Below are 21,995 nucleotides of genomic sequence, written 5' to 3' on the forward strand. Positions count from 1 at the left end.
CGGTCCGGTAACCTGGATGGATGCCCTCGGGCAGTCCCGACATCCTGTGATTGGTGCTTTTCCGTGAGCCAGACGCCTCCCCCCGACACTTCCGCGCCCGCCGAGGGCGGCGGCTACGACCCGTACGCGATCCAGCAGAAGTGGCAGGCGCGGTGGGCGGAGGCCGACCCGTTCCGCGCGGGCGGTGATGACGACAAGCGCCCTCGCAAGTACGTGCTCGGCATGTTCCCCTATCCCTCGGGCGACATGCACATGGGCCACGCCGAGAACTACGCCTACGTCGACAGCGTCGCCCGGTTCTGGCGTCACCGCGGCTACAACGTCCTCAACCCCATGGGCTGGGACTCGTTCGGCCTCCCGGCCGAGAACGCCGCCATCCAGCGCGGCGCCGACCCGCGCGCCTGGACCTACGAGAACATCGCGCAGCAGAAGGCGAGCCTGAAGAACTTCGGCACGTCGTACGACTGGAGCCGTGTGCTCCACACGAGCGACCCCGACTACTACCGCTGGAACCAGTGGCTGTTCCAGAAGCTCCACGAGCGGGGTCTCGCGTATCGCAAGGAGAGCCCCGTCAACTGGTGTCCGAACGACCAGACGGTGCTCGCCAACGAGCAGGTCGTCGACGGCCGGTGCGAGCGGTGCGGCCACGAGGTCGTCAAGAAGAAGCTGACGCAGTGGTACTTCCGCATCACGGAGTACGCCGATCGCCTCCTCGACGACCTCAACCAGCTCGAGGGCTCGTGGCCGTCGAAGGTGATCCGGATGCAGCGAAACTGGATCGGCCGCTCCGTGGGCGCCGACATCGACTTCGAGATCGAGGGTCGCGACGGCGTCGTCACGGTGTTCTCCACGCGTCCCGACACGCTCCACGGCGCGACGTTCTTCGTCGTGGCGCCCGAGAGCGACCTGGCGGCCGAACTGGCCGCAGGCGCGTCCGCGGAGGTGCGGATGCGCTTCCAGGCGTACGTCGACTCCGTGGGCCGCGAGTCCGAGATCGAGCGTCAGGCGACCGATCGCCCCAAGACCGGCGTGTTCCTCGAGCGCTACGCGATCAACCCCATCAACGGCGAACGGCTGCCGATCTGGGCCGCCGACTACGTGCTCGCCGACTACGGCCACGGCGCGGTGATGGCCGTGCCCGCGCACGATCAGCGCGACCTCGACTTCGCCCGCGCCTTCGACCTTCCGGTGCGGGTGGTCGTCGACACGCTCGCGCCGATCACGGGGGCGATCCCCGTGATCGACGTCGACGCCGACGGCATCCCGGTCGGCGACGAGACCCTCGACTCGATCGATCCCGCCAAGACCGGCATCGCCCTGACGGGCGAGGGCCGCATGATCAACTCCGGCACGCTCGACGGTCTGAGCAAGCGCAACGCGATCGCGCGCGTCATCGACGAGCTCTCCGCCCGCGGCCGAGGGCGCGCAGCGAAGTCGTACCGCCTGCGCGACTGGCTCATCTCGCGCCAGCGCTACTGGGGCACGCCGATCCCGATGATCCACACCGCCGATGGCCGGATCGTGCCGGTCCCCGACGAGCAGCTGCCCCTCGTGCTGCCCGACGCCGCGGGCCTGGACCTCACGCCGAAGGGCACGTCGCCGCTCGGCGCCGCGACCGAGTGGATGCAGACCGTCGACCCGGAGACGGGGGAGCCGGCTCTCCGCGACCCCGACACGATGGACACCTTCGTCGACAGCTCCTGGTACTTCCTGCGCTTCCTGAACCCGGGTGACCCCGAGAAGGCGTTCTCCCCGAAGGAAGCCGACAAGTGGGCGCCCGTCGACTCGTACATCGGCGGCGTCGAGCACGCCATCCTGCACCTGCTCTACGCGCGCTTCATCACGAAGGTGCTGTTCGACATGGGTCTGGTGGAGTTCACCGAGCCGTTCTCGAGCCTCATCAACCAGGGCATGGTGCTGCTCGACGGATCCAAGATGTCCAAGAGCAAGGGCAACCTCGTCGAATTCGCCTCGAGCATGGTCGATCCCGGAGCGGATGCCTCGCGCGTCGCGATGGTGTTCGCCGGCCCCGTCGAAGACGACATCAACTGGGAGGACGTCTCCACGACGGGCGCCCAGAAGTTCCTCGCGCGCGCCTGGCGTGTGGCGCAGGACGTCTCCAGCAGCCCCGACGCGGTGTGGGCCGAGGGCGACCCGGCCCTGCGGCGCGTCACCCATCGACTGCTCGCCGACGCGCCTGGTCTGGTGGAGCAGACGAAGTTCAACGTCGTCGTGGCCCGCCTGATGGAGCTCGTCAACGCGACCCGCAAGACCATCGACTCCGGTGCCGGTCCCGCCGATCCCGCCGTGCGCGAGGCCGCCGAGGTCACCGCGATGGTCCTCGACCTGTTCGCGCCGCACACGGCGGAGGAGATGTGGGAGATCCTCGGCTACGAGGGCTTCGTGGGTCTCGTGCCCTGGCGTCAGGCCGACCCCACGCTGCTGGTCGAGGAATCCGTCACCGCCGTCGTGCAGATCGACGGCAAGGTGCGCGCGACGCTCCAGGTGCCGGCGCGCATCGACGCCGACGCCCTCGAGGCACTCGCCCGCGGCGACGAGCGCGTCATCCGCTCGCTGGCGGGTCGCGAGATCACCCGGGCCGTCGTGCGCGCGCCGAAGGTCGTGAGCTTCAGCACGCACTGAGCCGGTCCGCTCTCGCGAAGAGCCGTTCCTCCCCAGGAGGAGCGGCTCTTCGACGTTTCGCACCCTCGGGGCCGGTCGCCGTGGCGTGCGCACGCCCTCCTTAGCCTGTCCACGTGACCGCAGCCGAGCCCTCCGCATCGTCGCGCCGGCGGCTCGGCCTCGGCGCGGCGATCGTGGTCGTGCTCGTCGCCCTCGCGGCGACGGTGGGCATCGGCATCCTGCGCGGCGCGGGAGCGCCGGTCGAGACCGTGAGCGTCGCGGGCGGCCGATCGGATTCCCGTGCCCCCGACGGGGAGACGGATGCCGCCCGCGGCGCCGAGCTCTTCGTGCATGTGTCCGGAGCCGTCGCGGCGCCCGGTCTCTACGTGCTGCGCGACGGCGCACGCGTGGTCGACGCGGTGGCGGCCGCCGGCGGGTTCGTCGACGGCGCAGACGAGAACGCCGTCAACCTCGCGCGTCCGGTCGGCGATGGGGAGCAGCTCGTCGTCCCGCTCGTCGGAGCCGAGCCCGTGGCGGGCGCCGAGCCCGTCGGCGACGGCCGGATCAACCTCAACACGGCCACGCCCGCCGACCTCGACACCCTCCCGCGCATCGGCCCCGCGATGGCGGAGCGGATCATCGCGTGGCGCGACGAGAACGGGCGGTTCACGAACGTCGACGATCTGCTCGCGGTGCCGGGCATCGGCGACAAGATGCTCGAGGCGCTGCGCGATCTGGTCACGGTGTGACGGCGCGCGCGTACCGGCTGCTGCCCGTGGCCGCTGCCACGTGGGTCGCCGCGGCGGTGTGCACGCTCGTGCCGGGCGTCGCGCGCTCCGCCGCCCTCGCTGCGTGGGTGTGCGCCGTCGCGGCACTGTGCCTCGCTGCAGCGCTCCGCGCGCGCCCGGGTGCGGTCGCCCGCACGATCGTGGTCCTCGCCCTCGCCTGTGCGGCGGCGGCGGCATCCTCCGTCGCGTTCGCACAGCCGACGCGCTCGGCTGCGGCGGAGCTCGGAGTGGGCGGCGGACGCGCGATCGAGGTCGCCGCGGTCGTCACGGGCAAGGCCGAGGAGTGGAGCACCGGGATCGTCGCCTTCGATGCGGTCGCGTCGACGATCACCGTCGGCGACGACATCCACTCCGTCATCGCCGAGGTGCAGGTGCGCGCTCAGCCGGGCTCCGCCCGTCCGCCGATCGGAGCGGAGGTCGTCGTCCACGGCACGGCTCGGGCTGCGGATGCCGGAGAGCGGGCGGTGCTCGTCGTGAGCGCGCGCCGTCTCGAGGTCATCCGCGGACCGGACGGCATCCTCGCCGGAGCGGCCGCGCTGCGCGACGGTCTCGTGGCTGCGACGTCAGGGCTGCCCGAGCCCGGTGCGGGCCTGATCCCCGGACTCGCCGTGGGCGACACCTCCGCCGTGGGCGACGAGCTCGACGCGGCGATGACGCAGGCGTCGCTGTCGCACCTGACGGCGGTCTCGGGGGCGAACTGCGCGATCGTCGTCGGACTCGCCTTCGCCGCTGCGGCGGGGCTGGGAGCCAGGCGTTCCGTCCGCGTCGCGGCGTCGGTGATCGCGCTGGCGGGGTTCGTGCTGCTCGTCACGCCCGAGCCCTCGGTCGTCCGGGCCGCCGCCATGGCCGGTGCCGCGATGCTCGGCGTGCTGCTCGGCCGAGCGGCGGCGGGCACGTCCGTTCTCGCGCTCGCGGTGTCGCTGCTGCTCGTGGCCGATCCCTGGCTCTCGACGTCGCTCGGGTTCGCCCTCTCGGTCGCGGCCACCGGAGCCCTGCTGGTGTGGGCACGGCCGCTCGCCGCGGGAATGGCGCGGTGGATGCCGCGCGCCCTCGCCCTCGCGCTCTCCGTGCCGCTCGCCGCGCAGCTCGCCTGCGGGCCGCCGCTCGTCCTGATCGCCCCGACCGTGCCGGTGTACGGCGTGGTCGCGAATCTCCTCGCCGGTCCGGCGGCCCCTGCGGGGACGATCATCGGATTGACCGCGTGCCTGGCCGCGCCGCTGCCGTGGCTGCGATCCGGGCTGACGGCGATCGCGTGGCTCCCGTCGTCGTGGATCGCGGGGACGGCCACGACGTTCGCGGCGCTGCCGGGCGCGCAGCTGCCCTGGAGGGAGGGGGCAGCGGGGATGATCCTCCTCGCGGCCGTCGGCGCGGCCGCCGGTCTGCTCATCGCCGGACGGGGACGGAAGGGCCTCCGCATCGCGTCTGGAGGAGTGCTCGCACTCGTCGTCGGCGTCGTGACCGGCACCGCCGCGCTCTCAGGAGTCGCCGGGCGGCTCACGCTGCCCGGGGAGTGGGCCATCCTCGCGTGCGATGTGGGTCAAGGCGACGCGGTGCTCGTCCGATCGGCGGGTCGCGTCGCGCTGATCGACACCGGTCCCGACCCGCGGGCACTCGACGCCTGCCTGGAGCGGGTCGGCATCGAGCGGATCGACCTGCTCGTGCTCACGCACTTCGATCTGGATCACGTCGGGGGAGTCTCGGCCGTGACCGGTCGGGTCGGAACCGTGCTCCACGGGCCCCCGGCATCCGCAGTCGACGGGTCGGTCATCGCGTCGCTCCAAGAGGAGGGAGCCGAGATCTCCGCTGCGACCGCCGGAATGCAGGGGGATCTCGGTGACGCCGCATGGCGCATCGTGTGGCCGGTCCGCGAGAGTCGAGCCTTCCCCTCGGGAAACGAGGCGAGCGTCGTGATGGAGGTCGAGGGCGGCGGCGTGCCGTCCGCGCTCTTCCTCGGCGACCTCGACGCCTCGGCCCAGCGCGCACTCGCCGCATCCGGCGCCCTCAGGCCGCCCTACGCCGTCGTCAAGGTGGCCCATCACGGCAGCGCGGACCAGGATGCGTCGCTCTACGCGCTGCTGGCGCCGTCGGTCGCACTCATCCCCGTCGGCGCCGACAACGACTACGGACATCCCCGGGAGGAGACGCTCGCCCTGCTGACGGCATCGCCGGTGGGCCGCACCGACACCGACGGAGTGGTCGCCGTCTGGGAGACGACGGGCGGTGTCGCCCTCTGGCGCGAGCGCGACGTCGGGACCGATCGGTAGGCTGGACCCATGGCAGGCACCGCTCGACGAGCACCCGCGCGTTCGGGGTCCGCGAGCACCAAGAACGTCATCCCGCAGCTGTCGTGGCGCGCGCCGCAGCCCGCGCCGATCGTGCTGATCTCCGGGCCCGAAGAGGTCTGCGCCGAGCGGGCCACGGCCACGCTGCGCGACTACCTCCGTGCCGAAGACCCGAGCCTCGAAGTCTCCGATGTGCGCGCCGACGACTACGTGCAGGGAACGCTCCTGTCGGTCACCTCACCGTCGCTGTTCGGCGAACCTCGACTCGTGCGTGTCTCCGGAGTCGAGAAGTGCTCGGACTCCTTCCTCAGCGAGGCACTGTCGTACCTCGACAATCCCCAGGAGGGTGCCACTGTGCTGCTGCGGCACACCGGTGCCAGCGTCCGCGGGAAGAAGCTTCTCGACGCGATCCGCGCCGGCACGGGTGGCGGCGTCGAGGTGCCGTGCGCCGCGGTCAAGCGCGACTCCGACCGCTTCGACTTCGCAGCGGGGGAGTTCCAGACGGCGAAGAAGCGCATCGAGCCGCTCGCGCTGCGCACGCTGGTCTCGGCGTTCGCCGACGACCTTACCGAGCTGGCGGCGGCGTGCCAGCAGCTGATCTCCGACGTGCCCGGAGACATCACGGCGCAGGTCGTCGAGCGCTACTACGGCGGCCGCGTCGAGACATCCGCCTTCACCGTCGCCGACACGGCCATCGCCGGGCGCTACGGCGATGCCCTGCTGTCGCTGCGGCACGCCCTGGCATCGGGAGCCGATCCCGTGCCGCTCGTCGCGGCGATCGCCTCGAAGCTGCGCACCATGGCGCGCGTCGCGGGCAGCCGCGAAGGCTCAGGCGCCCTCGCCGCACGCCTCGGCTTGAAGGACTGGCAGGTCGACCGTGCCCGCCGTGATCTCACCGGATGGAACGAGACCTCGCTCGGCACGGCGATCCAGGCCGCGGCGCGAGCGGATGCCGAGGTGAAGGGCGCGTCGCGCGACCCCGTGTTCGCGCTCGAGCGTCTGGTCACCGTCATCGCGACGCGTGCACCGTTCGGCGCCTGACGACCCGCCCCGCGACGCCGGAACAGGGGTTCGCGTCGAAGCGACGGGCACCGTCTCCTGCCCCGGCCAGGATCCCCGGTCTCGGCAGCGGAGAAGAGAACAGAAAAGCCCGCCCCCGGAGCGGGGACGGGCTGATCAGAAGAGAAAGGTCAGAGCGCGGCGACCTGCTTGGCGATGGCCGACTTGCGGTTCGCCGCCTGGTTCTCGTGGATGACGCCCTTGCTGACGGCCTTGTCGAGCTTCTTCGACGCCGTGGCGAGTGCCTTCTCGGCGGCCGCCTTGTCGCCGGCCGCGATGGCCTCGCGGGTGCGGCGCACCTCGGTCTTCAGGCCGCTCTTCACGGCCTTGTTGCGCTCGTGCGCCTTTTCGTTGGTCTTGTTGCGCTTGATCTGCGACTTGATGTTCGCCACGTCGACGTATCTTTCGTTCGGAGTGAATCGGATGAGTGCCGGGCGAGGGGAGAGGGCCTTCGCGACGGCGGTCGTGAGGGATGAACCCACACGCAAGCCAATCACCGAGTCTATCAGGTCTGATGGAGCGTCGAGATCGCGACGTCGAGGAGGGCGTTGAACACCCGCGGGCGCATCGCGGTGACGAGGTGGGTCGTGCGGGGGACGACGATGAGCTCGGCATCCGGAGCCACCCGCGTGAACAGACGCTCGTTGATGCGCAGCTGATCCCACTGACCGTTGATGAACCACAGCGGAACGCGGATGCGGGTGAGAGAGGCGAGGAGGTCGAGCACCGAGAGGCTCCGCAGCGCCATGTCCTGCGCGTCGTACGCATACCCGCCCGCGCCGAAGTCGGCGCGGGTCTCCGCGGGGAGGGTGCGATCGAGCACCAGATCGGTGATCGACTGACCGCGCTGCGGCAGCCGGTTGAAGCCGCCGGCGAGCACCCGGTACGTCGTCAGGCCGAGGCCGCGGGGGATGGCGGTGCACGATGCCGCGATGAATCCGGCGACCGGGGGCGGATCCGCCTGCCCGGCGTACTCGATGCAGAGGAGGCCTCCCATCGAGTGGCCCGCCAGCAGCACGGGCCCGCGCGTGGCGGCATCCCGGACCGCACGGTCGATGGTCGCGAACGCCTCGTCGAGGGCGAAGACCTCGCCGCGACGGGTGCCGTGACCGGGCAGATCCACGGCGTGCGCACCGATCCCGCGCTCGTCGAGGTGCGCGAGCTGGGCGCGCCACATCGAGGCGGACGTCCGGATGCCGTGCACGAAGACGACCTGGACGACCATGCCCCCAGGCTAAGCCAGGGGCATGATCGTCCAGGTCGATGCGGACTACAGGATCGCGATGACCCGCACGGTCTTCGACGTCGAGCCGATGACCGATTCGGGATCGGTCGGCACGAACGTCGCCGTGTAGGAGTGCGTTCCGCGCGAGATCACGCGGGGCAGCTGCAGCGTCGCGACGCCGCGCGACACCGTCGCGGTCCCGATCACGGTCGACCCCTCGCGGAACTCCACCGTGCCCGCGACCGTTGTGCCCCTCGGAGCCGTCACGGCGGCGACGAGCGTCGCCGGCAGGATCCGGTTGATGTGCACGGGCGGGAGGGCCAGCAGCGTCGTCTTCGCCACCGCACGCTCGTCCACGCCCGCCTCGAGCCCGACCTTGACCGGGTCGTGGTCGGAGGAGCGGAACGGGGTCGCCTCGTGGAACAGCGCGCCGTGGTAGTTGTAGCGGCTGTACTCGAGCGCCAGCGATTCGCCGGAGTTGATCTGCCAGATGTCCCCGCCGGTCGCACGCTCGGCCGCAGCCCCGCTCAGGAGGATGTGATCGAGCGAACCGGAGAGCCCGGAGAACGAGTACGACGCCTTGTCGATGTCGAGCTCGGTTTCCGCGTTGACGTATCCCGCGTCGTAGAGCACCTGGAGCGGGTCCTCTGCGCCGTAGGAGTTGAAGTCGCCCGCGAGGGCCACCGAATCGACACCGCCCTGGATCGAGCCGACCCAGTCGCGCAGCGCGGTCGCCTGGCGGATGCGGGACTCGTTGGACGCTCCCTGCCCGTCGCCCGTGTCGGCGTCACCGGGCCACGGACCCGGCGAGCCCTTCGACTTGAAGTGGTTGACGACGAAGAGGAGCTTCTCTCCACCGGCGGCCGGACGGAACACCTGTGCGAGCGGCTCGCGCGCATTGCCGAAGGCACCGGCATCCGTGCTCTCCGTGCCGAGCGCGCGCGAGGCCCCGACCGGTGTGACCGCGGCGGGCTGGTAGATGATCGCGTTCGTGATGACGTCCATCTCGGCGGCCGGCGGGAGGTCGGTCGACGAGGGGATATAGGCCCAGCGCGTCTCGCCGGCGGCGGCGTTGAGAGCGGCCACCAGCGTCGCCGTGGCCTCGTCGGCCACGCCGTCGACGACGAGCGAGTTCTCGATCTCCATGAGGCCCACGACGTCGGCATCCAGCGTGTTGATCGCCGCCACGATCTTCTCCTGCTGGCGTGCGAGATCATCCGGATCCCATGCTCCGCGCGCGCTGCAGCCGGTGTCGACCGTGACGGGGTCCCCCGTCCGGTCGCGGAACGGCACACAGCCCGGCGTGTCGGCGCCGATCGTCGTGAAGTAGTTCAAGACGTTGAACGACGCGATGCTGATGTCGCCGCCGACCTCCGCGGGAGCCGCCGTCCGGGTGTTCTCGAACGTGACACCGTCGACGGCGCTGGCCGCACCCACGAGCGGTGCCGTCGGCTGCAGCTTCCAGGTGCTGTTGCGCCAGTCCACGATCATCGGCGTCGAGATCGACACGGATGCCCCGACCCGGATGGGCTCGTCGAGCGACACGAACGTCGGCACGAGGCTCTGGTTCGCGGCCGACAGGAAGTTGATCGACGCGCCGTCGTCGAGCGCGACGCGGCGGGCGGCGTTGTCGGCCGCCACGGCCGCAGCCTCCGGCGTGCCCGGCCGCGCGACGTCGGTCGGCTGAATCAGCGGCGTCGAGCCCGCGGCGAGTCCCACCTCGCCGAACTGATTCGCGGAGAACGTGTTCGACACCGTGAAGGCGTTCTGAGGGCTGATCAGCATCGACTCGAGCGACTCGCGCTGCGCGTCGGTGGTGGGCCACGCCACCAGGGCGGGAAGGGGCGGAACGAAGGGCTCCGTCAGCGCCGTCACCGCCGACGCGGTCACCTGAGTGAGGGTCGAAGGGCTGCTTGCCGTCCCACCGAACTCGCTCACGATCCCCGTGACCTCGACGTAGGCGCCGACGGTCGGGATGGGCGTGCCGGGGGAGTACACGAAGAGACCGTCCGACGTCACATGGGTTGAGAGATCGACCGCTCCACCGGTGCCCGGCGTCTGGATCACATACCCCTGGAAGCCGCCCGTCGGGTAGCTCGCGGTCACGACGCCGCGCGTCTTCACGTTCGCACCGAGGAGCGGGGAGGCCGTGCCCGAACCCTGGATCTGCGCGATCGTGGCGTCGGTGGCCGGTTCGGGCTCCGGGTCGGGGTCGGGGGTCACGACGGCCGAGCCGCCGGTGTACCGCGGGTTCGGCGCGCCCACGGTGAAGTCGGCCGCGTTGCTCGCGGTGTTGGCCGTGCGCGACGCGGAGGTCGAGTTCGACAGCACCGGAGTCGTGGTGCCGCCGGCGCCCTCGTTCGCCGATCCGTAGCCGACGAAGTCGACCACGGGATCGGCGGTGCTGCAGGCCGCTCCGCAGGAGAGGGGCGTCGTAGCGGAGACGAGGGCCACCTTGCCGTTCGTGCCCGACATCGCGATCGATCCGCTGGCGTCGACGTTGAGGTCGAGCGTGCCCCCCGAGCCCGCGGCCTGTCCGACCAGGTACGAGCCTCCTGCGGGGATCGATCCGGTGAGCGGCGTCACGGCCCAGGACGTGCCCGATGCCGAGGCGTACTGCACCGACCATCCGTCGAGCGCGACAGCCGAAGGTCCGGAGTTGGTCAGCTCGATGAAGTCCCGCTCGATGGTCGCGCCGGAGTTGCCGCCGCCGCCGTACACCTCCGAGATGACCAGCGGCGCGTTCGGCGCAACGGCCGCCTGAGCGGGTGCAGCTGCCACGAGTCCGGAGCCGACGAGGGCTCCCACGGCGATGGCGGATGCCGCGAGTCTGCGGCGTCGGGAGGGTGGAATCACGGTCGGATGCTCCTTCGTTTCTCGCCGCCTCGTGGGCCGACGTCCTCTTGTTGATCCCCAGTGGTTCCCCGCGCCCCACTCTGCACAGGAAACGCGCAGGCGGCAAGCATCCCGGGAGAACAGCTCGTGAACTTCGGCGTCTGCGACGGCTGCGCGGCCGGGCACCGTAGAATCGAGCGGATATGTCACCCCGCGCCCTGAAGCCCCTCGAGCCGGCCGCCACGCCGCCCGAGCTCCTTCGCAACTTCTGCATCATCGCCCACATCGATCACGGCAAGTCGACGCTGGCCGACCGGATGCTCCAGATCACGGGCGTCGTCTCCGACCGCGACATGCGCGCGCAGTACCTCGACCGCATGGACATCGAACGCGAGCGCGGCATCACGATCAAGTCGCAGGCCGTGCGCATGCCGTGGCAGGTCGACGGCCAGACCTTCGCGCTCAACATGATCGACACTCCCGGTCACGTCGACTTCACGTACGAAGTGAGCCGCTCGCTCGCCGCGTGCGAGGGCGCGATCCTCCTCGTCGACGCCGCACAGGGCATCGAGGCGCAGACGCTCGCGAACCTCTATCTCGCCCTCGAGAACGATCTGCAGATCATCCCGGTCCTCAACAAGATCGATCTGCCGGCGGCCGACCCCGAGAAGTACGCCAAGGAGCTCGCGAGCCTCATCGGCGGCAAGCCGGAGGACGTGCTGCGCGTGAGCGGCAAGACGGGCCTCGGCGTCGAGGAGCTGCTCGATCACGTCGTGAAGCTCATCCCGTCGCCGCAGGGCGATCCGGATGCCCCGTCTCGCGCCATGATCTTCGACTCGGTGTACGACTCGTACCGCGGCGTCATCACCTACGTCCGCATGATCGACGGCTCGCTCACCCCGCGCGAGCGCATCCAGATGATGTCGACGCGCGCGACCCACGAGCTGCTCGAGATCGGCGTGTCCTCGCCGGAGCCGAACCCGACGAAGGGTCTCGGCGTGGGTGAGGTGGGCTACCTCATCACGGGTGTGAAGGACGTGCGCCAGTCGAAGGTCGGCGACACCGTCACCAACGCTCAGCGTCCGTCGAAGGACCCGCTGCCCGGCTACACCGACCCCAAGCCCATGGTCTTCTCGGGCCTCTACCCGATCGAGGGCAGCGACTACCCGGTGCTGCGTGAAGCCCTCGACAAGCTGAAGCTGTCGGATGCCTCCCTCAATTACGAGCCCGAGACCTCGGTGGCGCTCGGCTTCGGCTTCCGCTGCGGATTCCTCGGCCTCCTGCACCTCGAGATCATCACCGAGCGCCTCGAACGCGAGTTCGGCCTCGATCTGATCGCCACGGCGCCGTCGGTGACGTACGAGGTGCGCACCGACGACAACAAGCAGTACACCGTGACCAACCCCAGCGAGTTCCCGTCGGGGACGAAGATCGCGAGCGTCACCGAGCCGATGGTGAAGGCGGCGATCCTCGCGCCGAAGGACTATGTCGGCACGATCATGGAGCTCTGCCAGTCGCGTCGCGGCACCCTGCTGGGCATGGAGTTCCTCGGCGAGGACCGCGTCGAGATCCGCTACACGATGCCGCTCGGCGAGATCGTCTTCGACTTCTTCGATCACCTGAAGTCGAAGACCGCCGGGTACGCCTCCCTCGACTACGAGCCGAGCGGCGACCAGGAGGCCGACCTCGTGAAGGTCGACATCCTGCTCCAGGGCGAGCCGGTCGACGCGTTCAGCGCGATCGTGCACCGCGACAAGGCCTACGCGTACGGCGTGCTGATGACCGAGCGCCTGAAGAAGCTCATCCCGCGCCAGCAGTTCGAGGTGCCGATCCAGGCGGCGATCGGCGCGCGCATCATCGCGCGCGAGTCGATCAGGGCCATGCGCAAGGACGTGCTCGCGAAGTGCTACGGCGGAGACATCTCCCGCAAGCGCAAGCTGCTCGAGAAGCAGAAAGAGGGCAAGAAGCGCATGAAGATGGTCGGCCGGGTCGAAGTGCCCCAGGAGGCGTTCATCGCGGCGCTCTCCGGGGATGTCGAAGGAAAAGCAGCCAAGTAGGCTGTTCGTCATGCGTCGCGGGACCTTCAGAGACGAGACGGTGGACTATGCCGCCGTCGGGGCGACGCAGGCGCCCGACCTCATGCACTACCCGCCGGAGCGGAGCCTCCCCGCGGAGGAGTCCTGGCGGATCGGCAGCGGCGAATCGCGCTTCCAGACCGCCGGCGAGTCACTGCTGTCGTGGGCGGCGCAGCGCGGCGCAGGGCTGACGCTGTCCGATGTGCGCCCGGCGGCCGGACCGATGTACTCGGGGGTCAGCTTCGACGCCGAGGGCAACGCCATCGCCCCGAGCCGCACCGTCGCCGATCAGCGCTTCGACGCCGACGGCACGCCGTTCGTGGGGGCGGGCACCACCATCCGCCTGGCCGGTCGCATCAAGGGCATGCGCGCCGACGGCGAGTACCGCGTGATCTTCGCCGTCGAGGAATCCCGCCGGGTCGGTTTCGCCCTCGGCACCGTGAGCGACGCGGTCGTGAGCGGCGAGGAGTCGTTCATGCTCGACTGGTACGACAACGACGAGGTCTGGTTCACGGTCCGCGCGTTCGACGCCCCCAACAGCATCTTCTATCGGATGATCCCGGCCCTCACGCGCCGCCGGCGTCGCGAGCTCTTCCAGGGCTACCTCCGGGCGATCTCTCCGCTGTACCAGACGCCCGCCTGATGGGCTCCGCGCTCCCGCTCGGCGATCCCGCTCCCGCCGACGGTGCGCTCGGCGTGGAGCTCGACCCCGCGACGCCGTTCAGCGTGTACCTGCACGTCCCGTTCTGCCGCGTGCGCTGCGGATACTGCGACTTCAACACCTACACCTCGAGCGAACTGCAGGGCGCGCGGCAGGACGAGTACGCCGACACCCTTCTGCGCGAAGTCGCGTTCGCCCGCAGGGTTCTCTCCGACGCCGGGCCGCTGCGACCCGCATCCACCGTGTTCTTCGGCGGGGGCACGCCCACGCTCCTCCCGGCGGGCGACCTCGGTCGCATGCTCGACGGCGTGCGCGACGCGTTCGGGCTCGACGCGGACGCTGAGATCACGGTAGAGGCGAACCCCGACACCGTGACGGATGCCGTGGCCGCCGAGCTCGCGGCATCCGGCGTCACCCGCCTGTCGATCGGCATGCAGTCCGCCGTTCCGCACGTGCTGGCCGCCCTCGATCGCACGCACGATCCGCTGAACGTCGCGACGGCGGTGGCCGCGGCGCGGCGCGCCGGGCTCGCCGTGAGCCTCGACCTCATCTACGGCGCACCGGGGGAGTCGCTCGACGACTGGCGTCTGTCGCTCGAGACGGCCCTGAGCCACGCGCCCGATCACATCAGCGCGTACGCGCTCATCATCGAGGAGGGCACGAAGCTGCACCGGCAGATCCGTCGCGGCGACGTGCCCGCGCCCGACGACGATCTCCAGGCCGACATGTACGAGACGGCCGACGCCCTTCTGGCGGCCGGGGGCTACGACTGGTACGAGATCTCGAACTGGGCGACCGATCCCGCGCAGCGTTCGCGCCACAATCTCGCGTACTGGCAGGGGGCGGACTGGTGGGGATTCGGTCCGGGTGCGCACAGCCACGTGGCGGGTCTGCGCTTCTGGAACGTCAAGCATCCCGCCGCGTACGCCCAGCGGCTCGCCCTCGGGGAGTCGCCCGCGGCCGGACGCGAGACACCGGATGCCGCGGCCACGGCGCTCGAACGGGTGCTCCTGACCTCGCGCATCCGCGAAGGCCTTCCCGTCGCCGAACTCCTCGGCGAGGGGAGACACGCCGTCGCCGCGCTCATCGCGGACGGACTCATCGAGGGACACGAAGCCCTCCGCGGGCGCGTCGTCCTGACCCTGCGGGGTCGCCTCCTCGCGGACGCCGTCGTCCGAGCCCTCACGGACTGACCGCTCCGACGCGGTGCACCCGGCCGTGTCCCGGCCGATCCGGTAGAATTGGCACTCGAAGTCGGCGAGTGCCAGGTGGGAGGCGAGCATGGTCAGCGAACGTGGGCTCGAAGTGCTCCGCGCGATCGTCCAGGACTACGTCGACACGCGTGAACCCGTGGGCAGCAAGTCGATCGTCGACCGCCACCATTTCGGGGTCTCGGCCGCGACGATCCGCAACGACATGGCGCTCCTCGAGGACGAAGAGCTCATCGTCGCCCCGCACACGTCGTCGGGCCGCATCCCGACCGACAAGGGCTACCGTGTCTTCGTCGACCACCTGGCGGAGCTGCGCCCGCTCTCGCCGGCCCAGCGCACGGCGATCTCGTCCTTCCTCGACGGACCGGGAGATCTCGACGATCTCCTGATGCGGACCGTGCGCGCCCTCACCCGGCTCACCGGTCAGGTCGCGATCGTGCAGTACCCCTCGTTCGCCCGCGCGAACGTCACCCACGTCGAGCTCGTCGACCTCGGCGGAGGACGCGTCATCGTGATCCTCGTGACCGACACCGGCCGTGTCTCCCAGCGCGTCGCGCTCCTGCGCGACCCGCTCGGGGCAGACGTCGTCGGCCGGCTGCGCACGACCGTGGCCGACCTCATCGTCGGCCGATCCGTGCGCGAGGGCGCGCAGCGCGTCGACGAGTTCGTGACGGCGCAGCAGGAGGCCGACGCCCCCGACATCGCCGCACAGGCCCTCGCCCGCGTCGTCGGAGAAGAACTCGAGGAGTTCCGGCAGGACCGTCTCGTGATGGCGGGCACGGCGAACCTCGCCCGCCGCGAGGCCGACTTCCGCGGCAGCATCTTCCCGGTCCTCGAGGCGATCGAGGAGCAGGTGACGCTCCTCAACCTCATGAGCGAGATGGTCGCCGACGAGCAGGGCCTCGCCGCCAGCATCGGCCGCGAGAACGACGCGTTCGGGCTGGGGGAGGCATCCGTCGTCGCGAGCGACTACGACGCGACGAGCGGACTCGCGCGCGTCGGCGTGCTCGGCCCCACGCGCATGGACTACCCCACGAATCTCGCGACGGTCCGTGCCGTCGCGCGCTATCTCAGCCGGTTGCTCGAAGACGACGAGAGCTCCCGCTGACGACATCGACGATCCCGCGGCGGTGCTGCGGGCAGGAAGGCGAAAGTGGCTGACCACTACGAGGTTCTCGGAGTGTCGCGCGATGCGACGCTCGACGAGATCAAGAAGGCGTACCGACGCCTCGCGCGGGAACTGCACCCCGACGTGAACCCCGGTGAAGAGGCATCCGAGCGGTTCAAGCTCGTGACCCACGCGTACGACGTCCTGAGCGACCCCGAGCAGCGCCAGCGCTACGACATGGGCGGCGACTCGCCCTTCGGCGGAGCAGGCGCGGGGGGCTTCGGAGGGTTCGGCGACATCTTCGAGACGTTCTTCGGCGCTGCAGCGGGCGGCGGCGGCCGGGCCGGGAGGCCGCGTTCGCGGCGCGAGCGCGGACAGGACGCGCTCGTGCGCGTCACGCTCGACCTCAAGGACGTCGTGTTCGGCGCGCACCGCGACCTCGACGTCGACACCGCCGTGCTTTGCGAGACCTGTCAGGGGTCGTGCTGCCAGCAGGGCACGCAGCCCGTGACGTGCGACATCTGCCACGGCTCAGGTCACGTGCAGCAGACCGTGCGGAGTCTCCTCGGCAACGTCATGACGACCCACCCGTGCGGGTCGTGCCAGGGGTACGGCACGACGATCCCGTACCCCTGCGCCACGTGCCAGGGCCAGGGGCGCGTGCGCGCGCGCCGCACGGTCTCGATCGACATCCCCGCCGGCGTCGAAACGGGCCTGCGCCTCCAGCTCCCCGGATCGGGCGAAGTCGGCCAGGCCGGCGGCCCGAACGGCGACCTCTACCTCGAAGTCACGGTCGCGAGCCACGACGTGTTCAGCCGCGACGGCGACGACCTCCTCGCCACGCTCGAAGTGTCGATGCCCGACGCGATCCTCGGCACGACGACGACGATCGAGTCGCTCGACGGTCCGGTCGAGCTCGAGATCCGCCCCGGCGTGCAGGGCGGCGACGTCCTGACGATCAAGGGACGCGGCATCACGCCGCTGCGCGGCACCCAGCGCGGCGATCTCCGGGTCGGCGTGCACGTGGTGACCCCCACGCGTCTGGATTCGAAGGAACGCGCCCTCATCGAGGACTTCGCGAAGAAGACGAAGGCGCCCGCGCCCCACCTCTCCGAGTTCCATCAGGGACTGTTCGCCAAGCTGCGCGACCGCTTCCGAGGCTGATCGTGGCCCTGCACTTCCTCGTGGAGGCCGCGACGGATGCCGCTCCCGGCGCCGCCGTGACCCTCACCGGAGCCGAGGCGCACCATGCGGCCGCCGTGCGCCGCGTGCGCGTGGGAGAAGAGGTGACCGTCGGAGACGGCCGCGGCGTCTGGCTCACGGGCGTCGTGGAGGCTGCGACCCCGAAGGAGGTCGTGGTGCGTGTCACGGCGCGATCCGACATCCCGGCCCCCTCGCCGCGCGTGACGCTCGTGCAGGCGCTGGCGAAAGGCGATCGCGACGAGCTGGCCGTGCAGGCGGCGACGGAGCTCGGCGTCGACGAGATCGTGCCCTGGCAGGCGGCCCGCAGCGTGTCGCGCTGGGATGCCGCCAAGGCCGCCAAGGGACGCGCCCGGTGGGAGACCATCTCGCGGGAGGCCGCCAAGCAGGCGCATCGCGCGTGGATCCCCGACGTGACCGAGATCGTCACGACGTCGCGGCTCACGGCTCGGGCGTCGGCGTCCGTCGTCCTCGTGCTCGAACCGACCGCCGACGCCGCGCTCACCGCGGTGGAGTTCGAGGCCGATCGCGACATCGTGCTGGTGGTCGGACCCGAGGGCGGCATCGCACCCGAGGAGCTCGACGCCCTCCTCGACGCCGGGGCGACGCTCGTGCGCCTCGGCGACACGGTGCTGCGCACGTCGACCGCGGGTCCTGCGGCCCTGGCCGTCGTCAGCGCCGCGCTCGGCCGCTGGTGACGTCTCCTCGGAGTGCGTCCCCGACCCGCGCGAAGACGCCGTCGATAGACTGGAGCGCATGAGCGAGCCCTCGATCTTCACCCGCATCCTCGACGGAGACATCCCGTCGGAGATCATCGCCGAGACCGAGAACGTGTTCGCGATCCGCGACATCGCGCCGCAGGCGCCCGTGCACCTTCTCGTCATCCCCAAATCCGCGGACTACCGCAACGTCGTGGAGCTCGCCGCCGGCGACCCCGCGCTGCTCGCCGAAATGGTGGGCCTGGCGAACACGCTGGCCGCCGAGCACACCGACGGCGACTTCCGCCTCATCTTCAACACCGGCCCGAACGCGGGCCAGACGGTCTTCCACGTGCACGCGCATGTGCTCGGCGGAGGGCTCGAGGAGCACACCCTGTGACCGATCCGACCGAACCGAACGTCGTCGAACACGTCTACGCCGACGGCATCGCGATGGTGCAGCTGCTCGGCCCGCAGGATCGCCTCCTGCGCGTCGTCGAGCGCGAGCACCCCGGCGTCGACGTGCACGTGCGCGGCAACGAGATCACGCTGACGGGGGATGCCGCCTCCGTCTTGGCGGCGAAGGCCCTCGTCGACGAGCTCATCGCCATGACGCGCGCGGGCCACGGCCTCGACCCCGCCGACATCGCCGCGTCGCACCGGATGCTGAGCGAGGAGGGGGGTCCCCGCCCGTCCGAAGTGCTCGGCGAGACGATCCTGACGTCCCGCGGCAAGATCATCCGGCCCAAGACCGCGGGCCAGAAGGCCTACGTCGACGCGATCGACGAGAACACGATCGTGTTCGGCATCGGGCCGGCCGGCACGGGCAAGACCTACCTCGCGATGGCGAAAGCCGTGCAGGCCCTCCAGCGCAAGGAGGTCAGCCGCATCATCCTGACCCGTCCCGCCGTGGAAGCGGGGGAGCGGCTGGGGTTCCTCCCCGGCACCCTCACCGACAAGATCGACCCCTATCTGCGTCCGCTGTACGACGCGCTGAACGAGATGCTCGACCCCGAGCTCGTTCCCAAGCTCATGGCGTCGGGCACGATCGAGGTGGCGCCCCTCGCCTACATGCGCGGGCGCACGCTGAACGATTCGTTCGTCGTGCTCGACGAGGCGCAGAACACGACGCCCGAGCAGATGAAGATGTTCCTCACCCGCCTGGGCTTCGGGACGCGCATGGTCGTCACCGGTGACATCACGCAGGTCGACCTGCCCATGGGGGCCTCGGGCCTCCGCCTGGTCACCAAGGTGCTGAGCGAGATCGACGACATCCACTTCTCGTACTTCACGAGCGCCGACGTCGTTCGTCACTCGCTCGTGGGCCGCATCGTCGACGCGTACAGCGAGTACGACGAGCGGCGCCTCCTCGCCCGACGCGAGCGCGACGAGGCGTCCGAGTTCGCCAACCGCGCAGAGCGCCGCGCCGCCACCCCCCGAAGCTCCGGTCCGCGCGACCACATCCCCAAGCGAGGACGATCATGACGATCGAGATCAACAACGAATCCGGCATCCCGGTCGACGAGGGGGTGCTGCTGCGCCTCACGGAGCACAACCTCGCCGAGCTGCACGTCAGCGCCGACGCCGAGGTCGCGATCGTGCTCGTCGACGAAGGCGCGATGGAGGCCCTCCACGTGCAGTGGATGGACGAACCCGGGCCCACCGACGTGCTGAGCTTCCCGATGGACGAGCTGCGCCCGGGCACCGAAGACCAGCCGACGCCTCCCGGTCTGCTCGGCGACATCGTGCTGTGCCCGCAGGTCGCCGAGACGCAGGCCGTCGCCGCGAAGCACTCGACGATCGAAGAGCTCATCCTCCTCACGACGCACGGCCTGCTCCACCTCCTCGGCTTCGACCACGCGGAGCCGGAGGACGAGCGCGAGATGTTCGGCCTCCAGAAGGAGCTCATCATGAGCTTCCACGTCGCCGAGCGTCGACGAAGTCGTTCATGACCGCCGCGCTCCTGCTTCTCGCGGCCGGTCTGCTCGTCGCCTTCGGAAGCCTGATGGCGGCCCTCGACGCCGCCCTCGGCGTCACGTCGCGGGCAGATCTCGCCGACCTCGGCAGCTCCGGCCGCAACGCCGAGTCGTTGCGCAAGATCTCCGACGATCCGGAGGCGCACGCGACCGCGGTGGTGTTCATCCGCATCCTCTCCGAGACGACGGCGGCTGTGCTCGTCACGGTCGCGTTCGTCGACCTCTTCGACAGCATCTGGTGGGCCATGCTCGCCGCGGCGGTGCTCATGACGGGGATCTCGTTCGTGATGGTGGGCGCGAGCCCGCGCACGTGGGGTCGTCAGCACGCGAAGGGCCTCCTCCGCGGAGCCGCGCCCGTGACGCGGTCCGTGCGCATCCTCCTCGGACCTCTCGCCCACGGTCTGGTGGTGCTCGGCAACCGGGTGACCCCGGGCGTCGCCCGCAGCGCGTCGTTCGCGTCGGAGGAGCAGCTGCTCAGCATGGTCGACGAAGCGGCATCCCAGGATCTGATCGAGGAAGACGACCGCGAGCTGATCCACTCGGTCTTCGACTTCACCGACACGTTCGTGCGGGAAGTCATGGTGCCTCGCACCGACATGGTGACGGTGGATTCCTCGGCCTCGACGCGCGACGCCATGAAGGTGTTCCTCGATACGGGCATCTCGCGGGCACCGCTCGTCGACGATGACAAGGACGACGTCATCGGCATCGTGTACCTCAAGGACCTCGTGCAGTTCGGCTTCCGCGACGAGGCCGGGTGGCGCGACGCGCCGATCCGGGTGATCGCCCGGCCGCCGGTGTTCGTCCCCGAGTCGATGAAGGCCGAGACGCTGCTGCAGCAGATGAAGCGGGATGCCGTGCACGTGTGCATGGTCGTCGACGAATACGGCGGCGTCTCGGGACTCGTGACGCTGGAAGATCTGCTCGAAGAGCTCGTGGGCGAGATCGCGGACGAGTACGACGCGAAGCCCGACGAGGTCGCCGAGCTCGCACCCGGCAGCTACCGTGTGAGCGCCCGCCTCGGTCTCGACGAGGTCGGCGACCTGTTCGGCATCGAGCTCGACGACGAGGACGTCGACTCCGTCGGCGGACTCCTCGGCAAGGCGCTCGGTCGCGTGCCGCAACCCGGTCTGACGGCCGAGTACGAGGGACTCGTCCTCACCGGCGGCGCCTCGCGCGGGCGCGGTCGCGGCATCGCGACGGTGTTCGTCGAGCGCTCCGAGGCGCTCGCGTCCGCCGAGGACGCCTTCTCCGCCCACCCGCGCACCGGAGAGATCCGCGTCGTGCAGCCCGTGACGGGCGAGATCACCATCGCGAAGTCGAAGAAGGGTCAGAAGCATGACTGACACGGAGAACTTCCGGTCCGGGTTCGTGACGTTCGTGGGCCGCCCCAACGTCGGCAAGTCCACGCTCACGAACGCCCTCGTGGGGGAGAAGGTCGCCATCACGAGCGACAAGCCCCAGACGACACGTCGGGCGATCCGCGGCATCCTGAACCGTCCGAGCGGTCAGCTCGTGATCGTCGACACGCCGGGACTCCACAAGCCCCGCACGCTCCTCGGCGAGCGGCTCAACAACCTCGTCGAGCAGGTGCTGGGCGACGTCGACGTGATCGGCTTCTGCGTGCCGGCGACCGAGAAGGTCGGGCCCGGCGATCGCCGCATCGCCGAGTCGCTGAGCGGCTACGGACGTGCGAAGAAGGTCGCGATCGTCACGAAGACGGATGCCGCGTCGCGCGATCAGATCGCCGAGCGCCTCATGGAGGTCGACGCCCTGCGCGAGGACTGGGCCGCGGTCATCCCGCTGTCGGCTCTCACCGATGATCAACTCGATGTCCTGACCGACGAGCTTCTGGTGCTCATGCCGAAGGGTCCCGCGCTGTACCCCGCGGGCGTCGTCACCGACGAGTCCACGGAGGATCGCATCGCCGAGATCATCCGCGAGTGCGCGCTCGAGGGCGTGCGCGACGAGCTGCCGCACTCGATCGCGGTCGTGATCGACGACATCGCCGAACGCGACACCGGCTCGATGACCGACATCTTCGCCAGCATCGTGCTCGAGCGAGACAGCCAGAAGCCGATCATCCTCGGCAAGGGCGGCGGGCGCCTGCGGGATGTCGGAGCCCGCGCGCGCGAGCAGATCGAGCCGCTCATCGGCACGAACGTCTTCCTGAAGCTGCACGTGAAGGTCGCCAAGGAGTGGCAGCGCGACCCGAAGCAGCTGGGTCGCCTCGGTTTCTGACTCCCGGTCCCCGA

The 21,995-nt window shown here is 70.4% G+C and carries 18 protein-coding genes; 15 read left to right on the plus strand and 3 right to left on the minus strand.

What is annotated here, in order from left to right:
• Positions 1-63: 63 nt before the first annotated feature.
• From leuS to holA, 4 genes are all read left to right on the plus strand, one after another.
• Complete coding sequence (leuS, locus tag B0B14_RS06410) at positions 64-2,643, plus strand: leucine--tRNA ligase (RefSeq protein WP_076680610.1); 2,580 nt, start codon at positions 64-66, stop codon at positions 2,641-2,643.
• A 113-nt stretch (positions 2,644-2,756) separates the two neighbouring features.
• The gene (locus B0B14_RS06415) at positions 2,757-3,371 is read left to right on the plus strand and encodes a ComEA family DNA-binding protein (protein ID WP_076680611.1); all 615 of its coding nucleotides are present in this window, start codon (positions 2,757-2,759) and stop codon (positions 3,369-3,371) included.
• Positions 3,368-5,674 (plus strand): ComEC/Rec2 family competence protein, encoded by a 2,307-nt coding sequence (locus B0B14_RS06420; protein WP_256714283.1) that lies wholly within the window; start codon positions 3,368-3,370, stop codon positions 5,672-5,674. The genes B0B14_RS06415 and B0B14_RS06420 overlap by 4 nt, the downstream gene beginning before the upstream one ends.
• 9 nt (positions 5,675-5,683) lie before the next feature.
• Positions 5,684-6,733, plus strand: a complete 1,050-nt coding sequence (gene holA, locus B0B14_RS06425; protein WP_076680612.1) for a DNA polymerase III subunit delta — start codon at positions 5,684-5,686, stop codon at positions 6,731-6,733.
• A 149-nt stretch (positions 6,734-6,882) separates the two neighbouring features.
• On the opposite strand, the gene rpsT is transcribed toward holA, so the two are convergent.
• The 3 genes from rpsT to B0B14_RS06440 form a co-directional block, all read right to left on the minus strand.
• Positions 6,883-7,143, minus strand: coding sequence for a 30S ribosomal protein S20 (gene rpsT, locus B0B14_RS06430; RefSeq protein WP_076681317.1), 261 nt, complete (start codon positions 7,141-7,143; stop codon positions 6,883-6,885).
• Between the two features lie 113 nt (positions 7,144-7,256).
• Complete coding sequence (locus B0B14_RS06435; RefSeq protein ID WP_076680613.1) at positions 7,257-7,976, minus strand: alpha/beta hydrolase; 720 nt, start codon at positions 7,974-7,976, stop codon at positions 7,257-7,259.
• 45 nt (positions 7,977-8,021) lie between these two features.
• A complete protein-coding gene (locus B0B14_RS06440; protein WP_076680614.1) occupies positions 8,022-10,832 on the minus strand; it encodes an ExeM/NucH family extracellular endonuclease in 2,811 nt (936 codons plus the stop codon).
• 182 nt (positions 10,833-11,014) lie between these two features.
• Here B0B14_RS06440 and lepA point away from each other — a divergent pair, with 182 nt between their 5' ends.
• The 11 genes from lepA (at position 11,015) to era (ending at position 21,981) form a co-directional block, all read left to right on the plus strand.
• Positions 11,015-12,868: a translation elongation factor 4 gene (lepA, locus tag B0B14_RS06445; RefSeq protein ID WP_076680615.1), complete on the plus strand. Its 1,854-nt coding sequence runs from the start codon at positions 11,015-11,017 to the stop codon at positions 12,866-12,868.
• A 10-nt stretch (positions 12,869-12,878) separates the two neighbouring features.
• Positions 12,879-13,529 (plus strand): DUF1990 domain-containing protein, encoded by a 651-nt coding sequence (locus tag B0B14_RS06450; protein ID WP_076680616.1) that lies wholly within the window; start codon positions 12,879-12,881, stop codon positions 13,527-13,529.
• On the plus strand, positions 13,529-14,740 hold the full coding sequence (hemW, locus tag B0B14_RS06455) for a radical SAM family heme chaperone HemW (RefSeq protein ID WP_076680617.1): 1,212 nt from the start codon (positions 13,529-13,531) through the stop codon (positions 14,738-14,740). Before B0B14_RS06450 ends, hemW begins: the two co-directional genes overlap by 1 nt.
• An 88-nt stretch (positions 14,741-14,828) precedes the next feature.
• On the plus strand, positions 14,829-15,866 hold the full coding sequence (hrcA, locus tag B0B14_RS06460) for a heat-inducible transcriptional repressor HrcA (RefSeq protein ID WP_076680618.1): 1,038 nt from the start codon (positions 14,829-14,831) through the stop codon (positions 15,864-15,866).
• Positions 15,867-15,911: 45 nt separating this feature from the next.
• Positions 15,912-17,030, plus strand: a complete 1,119-nt coding sequence (dnaJ, locus tag B0B14_RS06465) for a molecular chaperone DnaJ (protein ID WP_076680619.1) — start codon at positions 15,912-15,914, stop codon at positions 17,028-17,030.
• Between the two features lie 2 nt (positions 17,031-17,032).
• Positions 17,033-17,764 carry a 16S rRNA (uracil(1498)-N(3))-methyltransferase gene (locus tag B0B14_RS06470; protein ID WP_076680620.1) on the plus strand — a complete coding sequence of 244 codons (732 nt, stop codon included), beginning with the start codon at positions 17,033-17,035 and terminating at the stop codon, positions 17,762-17,764.
• A 58-nt stretch (positions 17,765-17,822) separates the two neighbouring features.
• Positions 17,823-18,164 carry an HIT domain-containing protein gene (locus tag B0B14_RS06475; protein WP_076680621.1) on the plus strand — a complete coding sequence of 114 codons (342 nt, stop codon included), beginning with the start codon at positions 17,823-17,825 and terminating at the stop codon, positions 18,162-18,164.
• Positions 18,165-18,217: 53 nt separating this feature from the next.
• On the plus strand, positions 18,218-19,249 hold the full coding sequence (locus B0B14_RS06480; RefSeq protein WP_143733683.1) for a PhoH family protein: 1,032 nt from the start codon (positions 18,218-18,220) through the stop codon (positions 19,247-19,249).
• Entirely contained in the window at positions 19,246-19,716 is a 471-nt protein-coding gene (gene ybeY, locus B0B14_RS06485) for an rRNA maturation RNase YbeY (RefSeq protein WP_076680623.1), read from the plus strand. The genes B0B14_RS06480 and ybeY overlap by 4 nt, the downstream gene beginning before the upstream one ends.
• On the plus strand, positions 19,713-21,086 hold the full coding sequence (locus tag B0B14_RS06490) for a hemolysin family protein (RefSeq protein WP_076680624.1): 1,374 nt from the start codon (positions 19,713-19,715) through the stop codon (positions 21,084-21,086). Before ybeY ends, B0B14_RS06490 begins: the two co-directional genes overlap by 4 nt.
• Complete coding sequence (gene era / locus B0B14_RS06495) at positions 21,079-21,981, plus strand: GTPase Era (RefSeq protein WP_076680625.1); 903 nt, start codon at positions 21,079-21,081, stop codon at positions 21,979-21,981. Before B0B14_RS06490 ends, era begins: the two co-directional genes overlap by 8 nt.
• Positions 21,982-21,995: the final 14 nt, after the last annotated feature.

This window comes from Microbacterium sp. RU33B (assembly GCF_900155915.1).
Taxonomy (GTDB): Bacteria; Actinomycetota; Actinomycetes; order Actinomycetales; family Microbacteriaceae; genus Microbacterium.

What these genes read in the sequence shown, in the direction of transcription:
- B0B14_RS06480 (WP_143733683.1), top strand. Translation starts at nt 18,218, where the DNA reads ATGGTGCAGCTGCTCGGCCCGCAGGATCGCCTCCTGCGCGTCGTCGAG.
- B0B14_RS06435 (WP_076680613.1), bottom strand. Translation starts at nt 7,976, where the DNA reads ATGGTCGTCCAGGTCGTCTTCGTGCACGGCATCCGGACGTCCGCCTCG.
- ybeY (WP_076680623.1), top strand. Translation starts at nt 19,246, where the DNA reads ATGACGATCGAGATCAACAACGAATCCGGCATCCCGGTCGACGAGGGG.
- hemW (WP_076680617.1), top strand. Translation starts at nt 13,529, where the DNA reads ATGGGCTCCGCGCTCCCGCTCGGCGATCCCGCTCCCGCCGACGGTGCG.
- B0B14_RS06475 (WP_076680621.1), top strand. Translation starts at nt 17,823, where the DNA reads ATGAGCGAGCCCTCGATCTTCACCCGCATCCTCGACGGAGACATCCCG.
- B0B14_RS06450 (WP_076680616.1), top strand. Translation starts at nt 12,879, where the DNA reads ATGCGTCGCGGGACCTTCAGAGACGAGACGGTGGACTATGCCGCCGTC.
- hrcA (WP_076680618.1), top strand. Translation starts at nt 14,829, where the DNA reads ATGGTCAGCGAACGTGGGCTCGAAGTGCTCCGCGCGATCGTCCAGGAC.
- holA (WP_076680612.1), top strand. Translation starts at nt 5,684, where the DNA reads ATGGCAGGCACCGCTCGACGAGCACCCGCGCGTTCGGGGTCCGCGAGC.
- lepA (WP_076680615.1), top strand. Translation starts at nt 11,015, where the DNA reads ATGTCACCCCGCGCCCTGAAGCCCCTCGAGCCGGCCGCCACGCCGCCC.
- era (WP_076680625.1), top strand. Translation starts at nt 21,079, where the DNA reads ATGACTGACACGGAGAACTTCCGGTCCGGGTTCGTGACGTTCGTGGGC.
- B0B14_RS06490 (WP_076680624.1), top strand. Translation starts at nt 19,713, where the DNA reads ATGACCGCCGCGCTCCTGCTTCTCGCGGCCGGTCTGCTCGTCGCCTTC.